Raw genomic sequence first — 13,168 nt, forward strand, 5'->3', positions numbered from 1 at the left:
CGATCATGCCTCGAACACGCGACGGATTTACAGACATGGACTGGGACAAGCTGAAGGTGTTTCACGCGGCGGCGGAAGCAGGCAGCTTCACGCATGCAGGCGAGCAGCTCGGCCTGTCGCAATCGGCGGTGTCACGCCAGGTCTCGGCGCTGGAGCAGGAGCTCTCGGTCTCGCTGTTCCACCGCCACGCCCGCGGCCTGATCCTCACCGAGCAGGGCGACCTCTTGTTCCGCACCGCGCATGACGTGTTCATGCAGCTCCAGGCGGCGCGCGCCAAGCTGACCGACAGCCGGGAGCGGCCGAGCGGCGACCTCAAGATCACCACCACGCCGGGCGTCGGCATCAACTGGCTGATCCCGCGGCTCGGCGAGTTCACCGCGCTCTATCCGGAGATCCGGATCTCGCTGATCGTCACCGACGAGGAGCTGGATCTCTCCATGCGCGAGGCGGACGTTGCGATCCGCACCCGCAAGCCGACGCAGCCCGATCTCATCCAGCGCAAGCTGTTCGCGATGGGCTTCCACGCCTATTGCTCGCCGGAATACATCAAGCGCTTCGGCACGCCGCGCACACTGGAGGAGCTCGACTCTCACCGCATCATCACGCTCTCCGACGGCAACTTCGCGCCGCATCTTCAGAACCGCAACTGGCTGGTCGAAGCTGCGCGCAACGGCTCGGGTCCGCGCGAGGCCTATTTCAAGGTCAACAACATCCTTGGCCTGGTGCGCGCCTGTCAGCAGGGCCTCGGCATCGCCGCGCTGCCGGATTATCTCGTCGAGGAGCAGAGCCGCCTCGTGCAGCTGTTCGGCGAGTCCGATTCGATCCAGCTCGACACCTATTTCGTCTATCCCGAGGAGTTGAAGACGGTCGCGCGCGTGCAGGTGTTCCGCGACTTCGTGGTGAGCAAGGCGCAGCGTTGGCCGTCCTGATTTCCGCATGTCTGACATGCGGCCTCGGCTGTTGCTGCATGGCGCTGGAGAAGCCCATACTGCTTGCACGCTGAGCCTTCGCGTTGCGCATTTGTCCCCCTCCTCCAGTGGCGCGGGAGTTCAGTAATCCCTCTTGGAAGGTGATTGTGTCGGCCTCACGTGGCCAATACCTAAGCCGGGCCCTTCGGGTCCGGCTTTTTTTCTTGCGATTCCGTTTTCGCCTTCCGCGTGTATTGACAGTTCCAGGTGTACCCCGCATCATTTGCCCATGATCACGAAGTCGTGCGCCATCGTTTCGAAAAAAGGCCCCCATCCGGGGACCTCGGAATCTTGCGCGCGCTAGGCTGACTTCGTCATCGCGACAAATCCCGAAAACCCCGCCACCTGGACGGGGTTTTTTCATGTGCCCTCCGTCTCAGGTTTTTTCCCGAGAAGGAGATGGAACATGACCGGACTACGCGATCAATTGCACGGGCTGTGGCTGCCGCTGGTGACGCCGTTTCAGGGCGGCAAGCTCGACGAGACCTCGCTGCGGCGACTGACCCGGCACTATTGCGGACAGGCTATCGACGGCTTCATCCTGGGGGCGACCTCCGGTGAAGGCATGACCTTGCGCGAGGCCGAGCTCGAGCGCCTCGTCGCCGTCGTGCGCGAGGAGATGGCGGCGGGCCGCCGCAACATCCCGATCTGCCTCGGCCTGTCGGGCGCAGACACGGCGCGAATGAAGGATCGCCTCGACGAGACCGCGGACTGGGCGATCGACGGCTATTTGATCGCGAGCCCCTATTACGTGCGGCCCTCGCAGCGCGGGTTGCTCGCCCATTTCGAGGCGCTGGCCGATCACGCCGCCTGGCCGCTCGCGCTCTACAACATTCCCTATCGCTGCGCGGTCAACATCACCAACCAGACCATGCTACGGCTCGCCGAGCATCAGAACATCGTCGGCCTCAAGGATTGCGGCGCGAGCCGCGAGCAATCGATCGCGCTGCTGCGCGACCGTCCGAAGGATTTTCGCGTGCTGACCGGCGAGGACGCGAACTATCTCGAGGCACTCACCGACGGTGCCGATGGCGGCATCGTGTTGTCCGCCCATGTCGAGACCGCGACGTTCGCTGCGATCTATAGCGAGCTCAAGCGCGGCAACCACGATGCTGCGCTGGCACGCTGGAATGAGGTCGCGGAACTGACGCGGCTGCTGTTCGCAGAGCCGAGCCCTGCACCGGCAAAGTACTGGCTGTGGCGCAGCGGCCTGATCGACAGCCCCGAAGTGCGCCTGCCGATGGTGGAGGTGAGCAGCGAGCTCGCCGCCACGATCGATCGCGAGATCGCGCGGCGGATGAAGGTCGCGGCGTAGCGCTTCTTTCGTGTTTGCCGAGCCAGCCCCTCACCCCACCCTCTCCCCGCAAGAGCGGGGAGAGGGAGTGAGAGAGCGCTGCCGTGGTTAACCGTGCGCGAACTCCCCTCGCTACTGCCGCAAGGCGCATCCACGTCTCGTTTACGCAATGGCGCCTATCGTTTCCCTCAAAGTCTACCAAAGGGGGAATATCCAATGGGGAATCGCACCCGGCCTACGGCCGCGAGCCAATTCGCGCCCGCCGATCTCTTGCAGGGAATTCTCGTGGTATCGTCGTTCGGGTTCTGGGCTGTCGTGCTCGGCCTGATGCCGGTGCTGCTGTTCCGGATCTGGCTCGCCTGACGGCGGCGCGCCGCACTCGCATAGTTAATCCGTGGTGGCAAATGCGCTGGAAAAGCGCAGGAGCCTGCGGGACGGAATCTTAAAGCATCCCGCCTATCGTCCAAGCCCATAAGCGAAGAAATCGCGGGGGCGTTTGTGAATAGTCATAACGAGGCGGCGTCGCATTACGACGCAGCAGAGCAGAACTTTACCACCGGCGACATTCTCTGGGCCGTCGGCATCTGGTCGGTGATCCTGACCCTGTCACCGGTCATCGTGTTCTACATGCTGATGGTGGCGTGAGCTTCAGTTCGAGATTCCGGGTCTGGCGCTGATGCGCCATCCCGGAATGAGGAGTGAAGCCCGGAAACGCAAAACGCGCGGGCATCCGCGCGTTTGTCGTCCGGGGAATGAATTGTGAAATTATGCTGCCTGCTTGTGCATTGCGCCGGACGCCGACGCCGTGCCGCGAATAGCCTTCACTGAACGCTCGATCGCCGCCCACAGCCTTGCGATCTCCTGCGCCGCGCGGCTCTCGGCCTGATACTCGCGCGCGCCTTCGCCGTGGCTCAGCGCCATCAGCAAATCCGAACGGTTGGTGATCTGGCCGCCCCACACCGGAGCGCGGAATTTCGCCAGCGCCTCGCGGGCGATGGTGACGATCGGGCTTTCGGACTCGTCGCGCTTGGCCGGCGCACCGTTGAGCACGACCGCATAGGGCTTGCGCGCCGCTCGGCACATCTGGATGGTTTCCTGCACCGCGTTGACGTCGAACACGCCGGGACGGGCGGGAATGACGACCATGGTGGCATTCTTGATCGCGTCGTCGACGACGGCCGAGAGGTTCGGCGGCGTGTCGATCAACACCCATTCATAGCCGTCGCGCTTGGCAGCGGAGACGATGCCGCTGACGGAGTTCACCGCTGCCTTGATCGGCGGCTCGTTGGTGCCACGCAGCTTGTGCCACAGCGTGAGCGAGCCTTGCGGATCCGCATCGACGAGCAGGATGGGCTTGGTCGCCTTGATCTGCGCGGCGAGATGTGCAGCCAGGGTGCTCTTCCCCGAGCCGCCTTTACGCGATGCAAAAACAATAACGTTCATACCTTCGGCCTCCAGATTGACCCCAGGCTATGAAAATGAATCACGACGCTGATTCGTGAAAGAAAAATTTATCAGGAGTTGCGTCGCCGCCACGAAATAACAGTGGGTGTTGGCTTTTGAGTCACACTGCTGCGAGCGACGAGACACGCACTGCAATGAAACGCCTGTCATCCAAGCGTCTGTGCGCTTTTTGAGCAGCGCGGCGGGAAAAACCGAATGCAACCTGCCCGCGTAAACCTTCTCCCGACTCTTTTCCATCGCGCCCGTCCGTAATACCCGCAAGTCCGCGCGGGGCCCGCGCGAACAAAAGGAGTCCGGAAGCTGTCGCGAGGCTGAGGGCCGGAGTCGTTCCGACCCGGGAACGGCAAGCTTGCGTGACACAAGCTTGCGTGACATCGGTCACAAGCGGAGCACGGAATGCAAATGCCCGGGCAGGCGCCCGGGCATCACGAGGTTTCAAAAGAGGAACGCGGCTGTCGTGCTCAGCCCTCGTCGGTTTTCTTCTTCTTGCTCGCCTTCGCCGCCGGCTTCTTCTTCGCGGTCGTCGAGGCGCTTTTCGGCGCGATGTTGGTCGGCCTGCTGGCGCGCCGGGAGGCCGCCTCACCTGGCTCCGGCCCGCGACGGAAGAACACCGCGCATTGCGGCGAGAGCTGCGACTTCCTCTGGATCATGCAGGCGGTGATGGCGTCGACGTTGGGAACGAACTCGCCGCAGAGCCGCATCGCATCCGGCGTGCAGGCCTGCTGCTGCTCCGGCGTGTAGGCAAAGCCAGAGCCCGGCTGCACCAGGACGGCCAGCGCAAGCGCGAGGCCTGCGGCGGCCACGGATTGTCTGAAGCGAAACACCGGCATGGATCCCCCCAAATGTCGAACAGGAGGGAATAGTGGGTGAACGGCGGTTGGTTGGCAACCGAGGGCAGATGCGAAAACGCGCCGCTGTGCGGTCTCGGCAACAGCGGCGGCCGTGGCGAAGGCGCCGTGGTTGACGGAGCCCACCATCTCTTACGCTGTCGTCGCCCGGCCTGACCGGGCGACCCAGTACTCCGAGACGGCGATGGTTCAATCGAGAAGCCGCGGCGTACTGGATCCCCCGCTTTCGCGGGGGATGACGGCGGTGGGTGGGGTCCGTTAAAAAGATTCGAAAACAACCCCATGCACAGTAGCCGTGGCCCCGGGCCGGCTTGCGAATCTCCGCACGTCTGCGGATTTTACGAAATCCATTTGACTCGTCGGGCAAAACAGGGGCATGATGGCACCATTGAGGGTGCGTGGGGTGGTGAGGCCATATCCCCGTGAGGTTGAGGGGCGCATGGCCACCGTATTGATCGTCGCGCCGGTGTTCGCCCTGATCGCTGCGGGCTATGCCTCGGTGCTGTTCCGCTTCGTCTCGGAGACCGCGCACAAGGGCATTAGCGAATTCGCCTTCAGCATCGCGATTCCCGCCCTGCTGTTCCGCACCATCGTCGTGTCGGAATTCCCCGACGTCAGCCCGTGGCGCATGTGGGGCGCCTATTACGGCGCGCTCGCGCTGACCTGGATCGCGGCGCTGATCCTCTCGGCCCTGCTGCGCGCGCGGCGCGAGGACCGCGAGGACGGTGTCGTGTTCGCGATCGGCTCGGTCTACGGCAACATCGTGATGCTCGGCATTCCGCTGGTGCTCTCGGCGCTCGGCAACGAGGCGGCGGGGCCGATGGCGCTGATCCTGTCGGTGAACACGCCGCTGCTCTGGCTCTGCGGCATCCTGCAGATGGAGCTCGTCAGCCGCAAGCGCACCGGCTCTGCCCTCTCGGTGATCCGCCCCGTGCTCACCGATCTCTCCCGCAACCCCTTGATGCTGGCGATCGGCTTCGGCGTGGTGTGGCGCTTCACCGGCCTCGGCCTCAATCCCGTCGTCGACAGGACGATCGAGCTGCTCGCGCAGGCGGGATCGCCGGCCGCCTTGATCGCGCTCGGCATCAACCTGTTTCGGTTCGAGGTGAAAGGCGAGATGACAAGCGTCGTCGTGATGAGCGCGCTCAAACTGCTGGCGATGCCGGCGGTCGCGTACGCGCTGGCGACACTGCTCGGCCTGCCACCGGTCGTGACAGGCGTCGTCGTGTTGTTCGCGGCGATGCCGACCGGCGCGAACGCGTATATCTTCGCGGTTCAGTATCAGCGGCTGGTGAATCCGGTGTCCGGCGCGGTGGCGCTGGGGACGCTGCTGGCGGCGATGACGTTGCCGGTGGTGGTGATCGTGGTGGCGGGGGTGAGATAGGGACCCCCGACGATTGCCGAAACCGCTATTCGACCCGCGAGCCCGCGCGCCAGGCCATCTCCCAAAAATCTGCCTCGAGCCTGGTGGCCTCCTTGAAGATCGCGATCAGCTCTGCCTCGCGGGCCGGCGTGGCATAGAGTTCGGCGAGTTGCTCCATGTGCGCCCGCGCTCTGGCAGCGACCTCCTGGTACGGCACGCCGGCGTATTCGGCGATCCAGGCGCGATAGGGGTTCGTCGCAGCGTCCGCTTGGGGTCGCGAGGCGAGCCGCGTTGCGATCTCCGCGTACCCGATCACGCAGGGGGCAAGCGCCACCTTGAGTGCCAGCAGGTCGCCGCGCATTCCAGCGTCGAGCACGTAGCGTGTATAGGCCAGCATCTCTGCGGCCGGAGGAGCCTGTTCAAGATCGGACGGGGATAGACCCCAGCCGGCACAGAGCTTCACGTGCAGGTTCATCTCGACATCGAGGATGGCCGAAAGGCCGGCCGCGGCCTCGCGCATGTCGGCAAGCCTGGGCGACTTGTAGACCGCGAGCGCGTACGCGCGAGCAAACTCGATGAGGAACAGGTAGTCCTGAACGAGGTAGTGACGAAACGCCGCTTCGGGGAGCGAGCCGTCTGCCAATCCGTTCGTGAAGGGATGTTCGGTGTAGGCCCGCCACTCAACGGATGCTTCTGTCTTGAGACGCTCGAAGAAACTCACGATCTTTTCCGCCTGGCTTGCTTTTCCATGAACGCCCTTGGCTCGCTACCGATATCGCATTGCGACCTAGGGAGCTACGGTGACAGCGCACAAAATTGGCCTTGAGCAGCATTGCGGATAGGGCCCTCCCCGCGTCGAAAGTTTGGTCCAGTGTCACCGCAATTCCGTCGTCGACAGGACGATCGAGCTGCTCGCGCAGGCGGGATCGCCGGCCGCCTTGATCGCGCTCGGCATCACCTGTTCCGCTTCGAGGTGAAGGGCGAGAAGCTCAGCATTTTGGTGATGTGCGCGCTCAAGCTGGTGGCGATGCCGGCGGCCGCATTCGTGCTGGCAAAACTGCTGGGCCTGCCGCCGAATGCTGCCGGCGTCATCGTGCTGTTCGCGGCGATGCCGACCGGCGCCAACGCCTACATCTTCGCGGCGCAGAGTATTAGCGGTTGGTGAACCCGGTGTCAGGCGCGGTGGCGCTGGGCACGCTGCTGGCGGCGGCGGCGTGGATGGATAACGCACATTCGCGGCCATACCGCTCCGACCACGGAGCATCATTCCACCTACGGCGTGACGTCTATAGGACTACGATAATGCAAATTATCGCCATGCTCGCCTATTTTTTTCGCCACACTTCCTAATTAACCGACTGGCCCAGCAGTTGGGGGGGCACCTCGAAATTCCCACTGCTTTGAAATCAGTTCGCGGCGCTTCGCGCTGCGGGCGTGCGCTGTGTCTCGCGCCTTCGCGAGGCGCGGCACGTGAAGGTGTTCGCGGTGCGCAGCACTGCGAGCATGCAATAGGTCGCGGGCCATCACGGCGTGCGGCAGCGAATTCCCTTGTCAACGTCAAAGAGAATCATCTCTGCAACGCGATGGAGCCTGAATTTTGGATACTACCGGCACGATTACGTCGTTTTCGTCTACACCGAAAAATCGCTTTGACATCGGTGGCGACGGCTACGAAGTCCAGACGGCTGGCAACAGCTATAGCCTGAGCAATCCTGACTCCAACACACTGCGCTTCGAAGTCCACTCGGGCGATCGTGCCTGGTACGACAGCTCTTATCCTGATCGCTCCGAAATTGAAGGCGACGCGCGTATTGCGGCCGGCACCCCGATCGCCATCGACTATCAGGTCAAGCTTGAGCCCAACGGCCCCAACAACACGTTCGTCAATACGACGTCGTCGTATTTCATCCTGGGCCAAATGCACAACGATGACAGCGCGAGCGGCGTGTCCACCTCGCCTCCATTTTACGTCAACATGGTCGGCGATAAGATGGAGTTTGATGCGCTGTATGCCCTGCCCGGCGGCAATCCCAGCAACGGATCCTCTGATCTGAAGCACCTTACCTGGGACGGTCCCACTATCGTGCCGGGACAGTATTACGACATCAACGTCCAGGCCAATTTCTCCAACACCAGCGCGGGCTATCTGAAGGTGTCGGTCAATGGCCAGGAGGTCGTGAACTATAAGGGTCCCTTGGGTTTTGGCGATCCGACCTATTGGGAATATGGGATCTACCGGTCGCCAGCATCCGAATCGGCGGCTGTCGATTATCGCAATATGACGCTCGTCACCGGCTCGGCCGCAAGCGGCTGGCAGGGCGTGGGCGGCACGTCGTCATCGGGCAGCACCTCGGGTAGCACGACCGGTAATTCCTCGTCTGGCACGACATCGGGCGGCACCACCGTGACCAATCCGACTGGCACCGCTTCCTCCGGAAGCACGTCCTCGGGTGGCACGACCAGTGATTCCTCGTCCGGCACGACATCGGGCGGCACCACCGTGACCAATCCGACTGGCACCGCTTCCTCCGGCAGCACGTCCTCGGGTAGCACGACCGGCAATTCCTCGTCCGGCACGACATCGGGCGGCACCACCGTGACCGATCCGACTGGCAACACTTCCTCCGGCAGCGCGTCCTCGGGTAGCACGGGCGGAACGGACACGACGACGCCGGCGAAGCCGACGACGCCGGTTGCGCCTACTCTCACCGTCGCCGATAACACACTGTCGGTCAGCCCGGGCGGCAGCATCCCGCTGGGCCTGGGGGTGAGCGTGCCGCATGTCGGCGACAACGTGACGGTCAACATCTCCGGATTGCCGAAATACGAAACCATCACGGACAAACTCGACGGCAAGACCTTCAGCGGAAATTCGATCACGCTGACCGCGGCCGAGGTCAACAGCGGTCTCTCGCTGAGCTCCTCCTACCGCGGTCACGGTCATCCGACCGCGACGCTGACGGTCACCGCGACCGACTCGACCGGCACCCCGATCACGAGCGCGGCCCAGACCATCACGGTGAAGGATCCTCCGGCGACCACCACGAGCTCGAGCACATCGACGACGACGTCGGTGACGAGTTCGGGCACGTCCACGACAACGACCTCAGGGGATGGCAGGTCTTGGGCGCAATCGCACCTCAACGCTGCTCAGTCGTTCAACAATCATCCCGACTTCGCACGGGCGGCGACAACGCGCAGCGACACCGGAGCATCGAGCGTCCCATCCACTCCCGCCACGACGACGACCGATACCGCCGCGGGCGCCGGCGCGAAGGCATACGCCCTCCTCAATCAGATGATGGCGGGCGATTTCGGTAGCGACTCGCATTTCGCGCAGGCAGGGGTGGCATCGTCAGCATCATCTCAGCAACAGGCCAACTTCCTCACGAGGCCTTTGCACTAGCCCCCAACCAAGGTCACGCGCATCGGGCCGCCCCGCCGGGGCGGCTCCGGTGTCGCGCGGCCGGCGTCTCAAGGCAGTGCACGCAGGCCTGCTCGTTTGTGGGCAGCCGGCATTGCATAATTTTCCCGGTCGCTTATACCTGACAGGGCCGCTCAAAATCGGCCGTAAGGTTGGTGTAAGCTGAGCGACGGCAACAAGCCTTCGAACGAAGAATATTCGATCTACCTGCGCGGACCATCGACGGGTCGGATTGTGCGGCGTGTGAACCTCGTATGCCCAAATGAAGAGAGGGCAAAAGAACGCGCCCAGTCACTAGCAGGAGAATGCGCAGTCGAGCTCTGGAAGGGAGATCGGAAGATCGCGGAATATCCGGCACGAGAGCCCGGCCTGATTGCCAAGCTTCTGCGGTCGCTCCGCGACCTCACGTTTCCTTGGTAGTTTGACCACAGCAGCGTCAGTCGGGGCTGACTTTGCGGGCTACCGATATCCCATGGTCCTTTGTGATCACACCAGCCGCGTAGTTCTTGAAGAAGGCGAGGACGTAGAGTCGTATCGCAGAAGACAGATTTGCGTGCTGCCGGTTGTGGTCGATCTCACTAACCAGATCCGAAAGCGACATGTTGCGCTGGCCGGAAATCTCTTTCGTGGCCGTCCAGAATGCCTCTTCCAGGCTGACGCTGGTCTTGTGGTCGCCGACCATGATGGATCGTTTCACGACGGACGATTTCATGGCTATTCCTGGCGCTCGATGGCAAGCACGCACCAGCGTACCGGCAATGGGCAGCCAAGCGAGCGGTGCTCTCGGAGTAGCCCAGAAGCGCCGTCGGTACTTGACGGAAGAGGCGTCGCCGGAGTCCGATCGGCTATGCACTCTTGTTGCGGGTCTGTTTCTAAGTTGGCTCGCCTTCATGATGCCAGTGTTGATCGCAAGTGCTGTGTATCGAGCATCGCTGGGTTGATCGGATGAACAAAGCTCTCGGCGAGTTGCCGTCGTTGTTCGCACGAGCCACTCTCCGTCGACATCGCGACCAGGGCAACTCGCAAACAATGACTTAGTGATCAAACGGCCGAAGTTTGAGGAGTTCTCGCCGCGCGTTCAGCTTTGCGTGTTGTCCCCGCGTTCAGGCTGGATGCCGGTCGAAATGGAAGTCGGCTAACGCGGCGTATAGAAACGTAAAGCCGATTGAAACTGCACCAACGTGCTCACCGCGCGTTCGCCGTTCGGAGATAGACCGCCAGTAAATAATGGGTCCAAGGACCGGCGCGCACAGCAATCTAGCATAGCCTCAAACGAAAGCAGCGGCGGCTCCCGGCAACCTGGGTGCCGTGTCGCGCACACAGTCCCGAGCCGCAAGCGACGACGATGAGCTGGAGCGGCACTCACATCCTCCGGCTGGGGCTGCGACCGAACCAAGCCTGGTGATCGGGGATTGCTGCTTTACAGCCAAAATCCCTGCCCTCGCTGGTACAGTTGGGTGGGAACGACCAGCCAACTTCCGAAGCATTGATAAACCTAGCGATTTTCCGCCTACGAGTGCTCACTTTGTATGGAGCTTTTGTATTTTGTTCAATAACGACTTAGGGCGACAGGGTCGATTTCAGGGGCGCGGGAAAAGTATTGGCCTCGGTGAACCAAGAAAGTTGGACGCCGGGCGTTTTGATATTTGGGGAAGGCCGATAAGGACCGGAGCTATGCGGTGAGGTGATAAGAAGCAACCATTTAAGGTCAGCACACAAAAAGCCGTTTAACGTGTCATAGATCGACGTAGCCGGTACGTCGCGGAAGACCTGACAACGGTCTGCGAGGCCGTTTCCTTCGCCGTAGAAGAAGAACAGCCTTCGCGACCGAGTAAAATAGTAGGCCACCAGGTTCGTGCCCATGAAACCTGGTGAGACCTGAGCGACAGCAAAGCTCGCGTTTTCGTCGGTCGCTGTGAATGCAATTTTATCGGAAAGGGCTAAATTGTAGTCTGCTGGTCTTCCCTCCGGCCAATCAAAAAGCATGTCCGAGTAGGCCGAAAAGCGAAAACCGTTTTCGAAATTGCTAACAACCGTCACGAAGCCGCCCGCGGTCGAAACTAATCTGTCGGCGACAACATGTCTCATAATGGAAAACAAGTCGCTCGCGGGCGAACTTGGCATGTCATCAGCAAACACCACCGCGTTTATCGCGCGACCTTGCTCGGTTTTCGGCTTCTGCTTCAGTTCCCACGCGCGAAAGCTTCTATATGCAGAGTGATCGCCGATCCATTGCGTCTTGGAAAGGGTGCTGACCCGCTTTCCATCTGCCACCTTGATAAGCTTCGCCGGATGGGCGAACGCAATGAGATAATCGTTGCCGGTTAGTCGGCTCGAATTTCAAAGAATGTAACGACCTCGGTAAAACCCGCACCCAATGGGTATCATTCAGTGAACTCCTTAAAGGCACGGCCAGCTGATACGGGAGAATTGGAAAAGGAGACGCTCAAATCTCCCGGCAACAAGCACGACTTTATCACTCCGTTCTGAAACGGAAGCGGCTGGTCGCCTGGACCCGTAAGCAGCGTGTCAGACACAATGGACACGCGCGGTCCGGCAACTCGGCCAACAACAAGCGTCAACGTCGTATCCTTATTCCCGCAGGCCTCCTTGGCAAGGAAGCCGACGTATGCTCCTCATCCTGTAGCCGTACTCCGTGCCGCTCCAAACAGCCGCAGATCGTGTGGGTAGAGAGCGGCGTGTACTATTGTCAGGCGTGCAGCATCTTTGTGCGCAGGATTGATGATATAGTTTTGGCCGAACGGAATTATCGCAGACGGCACCTCAACTACCGCAGTCCTTGTTCCCTCAAACCAAGGTACCAGCAGGCCCCGAGTGATCTTCGCGTCGTTCTTCCAGCCTGTTGAGATTTTCTCAACGTCCGCAACGGAAACCGTCTCACGCGCAATATCGTCTGGTAAGTCAATTTCCAAGAGCTGATAGGTAGTGGGAAGGTCTTCGAAATCGATTTCGAGGTGAACCATCACCTCGAGCAATGCTGACGCGGGATGATCGGCCGCATACACCACGTGCCGTCCCTTCTCATGCCACCGGCCACTCGCCTTCAGCCCACCGAGGCCGGAGAGGTCAGCAAAGTTAGAGATGCGCCAGAGCCTCACGGCAAAATTCCGTGATCAATCTGATGAAGCATATCTTCCACAGCACGAGCGCCCGCTTCCGTGGACAGATAAGCTAAGGGCGTCTCACCGCCCAGTGAGCTCTTTGGTTTCCTAAGCCACCTGTGCGCCTTCTCAGCGTCACCAAACACTTTGGCGGCGAGCTTATCGACCCGTGCGAGCCGAACTGCTTTGTCTGTCTCTTCGACCGTAAGCACTTCATTTTTTTCAAATCGCCGAGCCAAAGTCCGCTTCGGAACAACGAAGCGCTGAATTTCCTCGTCGGAATAGTTGTAGAGGCATCGCAGGGCTGTCGGTGCGACTTGAAAGGTATGTCGGTCGACGACGAGGACATCAAAGAGCTCTGGTGCAGCGGCGTCGGGCCGAGCGGAGTGCCCTTCGAAACCTGGTGTTTCCGTTACAGTCGACAGTCCTGTAACTAAGTCGAAGTACCCCTTCACGGTTTCCACGGCGCCGCCAATCACCTTGACGTGCGTCTTGCCATGGAGACCCCATGTCACCTTGCGATTGGGCGTATATTTCGTCTCTATGATCCGAAGTATGCCCTCGTGCGGCACTGAAGCCCGAGATTTGTCCTTGCGCTTCGACGCTTTCCCAATATCTGCCTCTCTATGTTTCATGCCAAGTGCCTCTAAATTCGTGCCAAGTGGCATTTAGGCTATATTCAGTG

Annotated in this window: 14 protein-coding genes; 7 read left to right on the forward strand and 7 right to left on the reverse strand. The window is 61.2% G+C overall.

Annotated elements, in window-relative coordinates; all coding sequences use genetic code 11:
• The first annotated feature begins 5 nt into the window (after nt 1-5).
• The 4 genes from WN72_RS41165 (at nt 6) to WN72_RS41180 (ending at nt 2,907) form a co-directional block, all read left to right on the forward strand.
• Nucleotides 6-929, forward strand: a complete 924-nt coding sequence (locus WN72_RS41165) for a LysR family transcriptional regulator (protein ID WP_027563737.1) — start codon at nt 6-8, stop codon at nt 927-929.
• Nucleotides 930-1,374: 445 nt separating this feature from the next.
• Nucleotides 1,375-2,283 (forward strand): 4-hydroxy-tetrahydrodipicolinate synthase family protein, encoded by a 909-nt coding sequence (locus WN72_RS41170; RefSeq protein ID WP_167380755.1) that lies wholly within the window; start codon nt 1,375-1,377, stop codon nt 2,281-2,283.
• Between the two features lie 195 nt (nt 2,284-2,478).
• Complete coding sequence (locus WN72_RS41175) at nt 2,479-2,625, forward strand: hypothetical protein (protein WP_167336555.1); 147 nt, start codon at nt 2,479-2,481, stop codon at nt 2,623-2,625.
• Between the two features lie 135 nt (nt 2,626-2,760).
• On the forward strand, nt 2,761-2,907 hold the full coding sequence (locus WN72_RS41180; protein ID WP_167336554.1) for a hypothetical protein: 147 nt from the start codon (nt 2,761-2,763) through the stop codon (nt 2,905-2,907).
• Nucleotides 2,908-3,027: 120 nt separating this feature from the next.
• On the opposite strand, the gene WN72_RS41185 is transcribed toward WN72_RS41180, so the two are convergent.
• Together WN72_RS41185 and WN72_RS41190 are read right to left on the reverse strand one after the other, a co-directional pair.
• Nucleotides 3,028-3,705 carry a ParA family protein gene (locus WN72_RS41185; protein ID WP_027563735.1) on the reverse strand — a complete coding sequence of 226 codons (678 nt, stop codon included), beginning with the start codon at nt 3,703-3,705 and terminating at the stop codon, nt 3,028-3,030.
• A gap of 482 nt (nt 3,706-4,187) precedes the next feature.
• Nucleotides 4,188-4,556, reverse strand: a complete 369-nt coding sequence (locus WN72_RS41190; RefSeq protein ID WP_092215179.1) for a hypothetical protein — start codon at nt 4,554-4,556, stop codon at nt 4,188-4,190.
• 457 nt (nt 4,557-5,013) lie between these two features.
• On the opposite strand from WN72_RS41190, the gene WN72_RS41195 reads away from it, so the two are divergent.
• On the forward strand, nt 5,014-5,958 hold the full coding sequence (locus WN72_RS41195) for an AEC family transporter (RefSeq protein ID WP_027563733.1): 945 nt from the start codon (nt 5,014-5,016) through the stop codon (nt 5,956-5,958).
• 25 nt (nt 5,959-5,983) lie between these two features.
• On the opposite strand, the gene tenA is transcribed toward WN72_RS41195, so the two are convergent.
• Nucleotides 5,984-6,658: a thiaminase II gene (gene tenA / locus WN72_RS41200; RefSeq protein WP_027563732.1), complete on the reverse strand. Its 675-nt coding sequence runs from the start codon at nt 6,656-6,658 to the stop codon at nt 5,984-5,986.
• Between the two features lie 150 nt (nt 6,659-6,808).
• On the opposite strand from tenA, the gene WN72_RS41205 reads away from it, so the two are divergent.
• Both WN72_RS41205 and WN72_RS41210 read left to right on the forward strand, forming a co-directional pair.
• Entirely contained in the window at nt 6,809-7,102 is a 294-nt protein-coding gene (locus tag WN72_RS41205) for an AEC family transporter (RefSeq protein WP_231164131.1), read from the forward strand.
• Nucleotides 7,103-7,534: 432 nt separating this feature from the next.
• Nucleotides 7,535-9,343 (forward strand): heparin lyase I family protein, encoded by a 1,809-nt coding sequence (locus WN72_RS41210; protein ID WP_194482962.1) that lies wholly within the window; start codon nt 7,535-7,537, stop codon nt 9,341-9,343.
• 454 nt (nt 9,344-9,797) lie between these two features.
• On the opposite strand, the gene WN72_RS41215 is transcribed toward WN72_RS41210, so the two are convergent.
• The 4 genes from WN72_RS41215 to parS form a co-directional block, all read right to left on the reverse strand.
• Nucleotides 9,798-10,073: a ribbon-helix-helix domain-containing protein gene (locus tag WN72_RS41215; protein WP_092215193.1), complete on the reverse strand. Its 276-nt coding sequence runs from the start codon at nt 10,071-10,073 to the stop codon at nt 9,798-9,800.
• Between the two features lie 848 nt (nt 10,074-10,921).
• Nucleotides 10,922-11,635: a hypothetical protein gene (locus WN72_RS41220; RefSeq protein WP_092215194.1), complete on the reverse strand. Its 714-nt coding sequence runs from the start codon at nt 11,633-11,635 to the stop codon at nt 10,922-10,924.
• A gap of 362 nt (nt 11,636-11,997) precedes the next feature.
• Entirely contained in the window at nt 11,998-12,480 is a 483-nt protein-coding gene (locus WN72_RS41225) for an RES family NAD+ phosphorylase (protein WP_092215196.1), read from the reverse strand.
• Nucleotides 12,477-13,118 (reverse strand): type II RES/Xre toxin-antitoxin system antitoxin, encoded by a 642-nt coding sequence (parS, locus tag WN72_RS41230; RefSeq protein WP_167380757.1) that lies wholly within the window; start codon nt 13,116-13,118, stop codon nt 12,477-12,479. Before parS ends, WN72_RS41225 begins: the two co-directional genes overlap by 4 nt.
• Nucleotides 13,119-13,168 lie beyond the last annotated feature (50 nt).

This window comes from Bradyrhizobium arachidis (assembly GCF_015291705.1).
In the GTDB taxonomy this organism is placed as follows: Bacteria; Pseudomonadota; Alphaproteobacteria; order Rhizobiales; family Xanthobacteraceae; genus Bradyrhizobium; species Bradyrhizobium arachidis.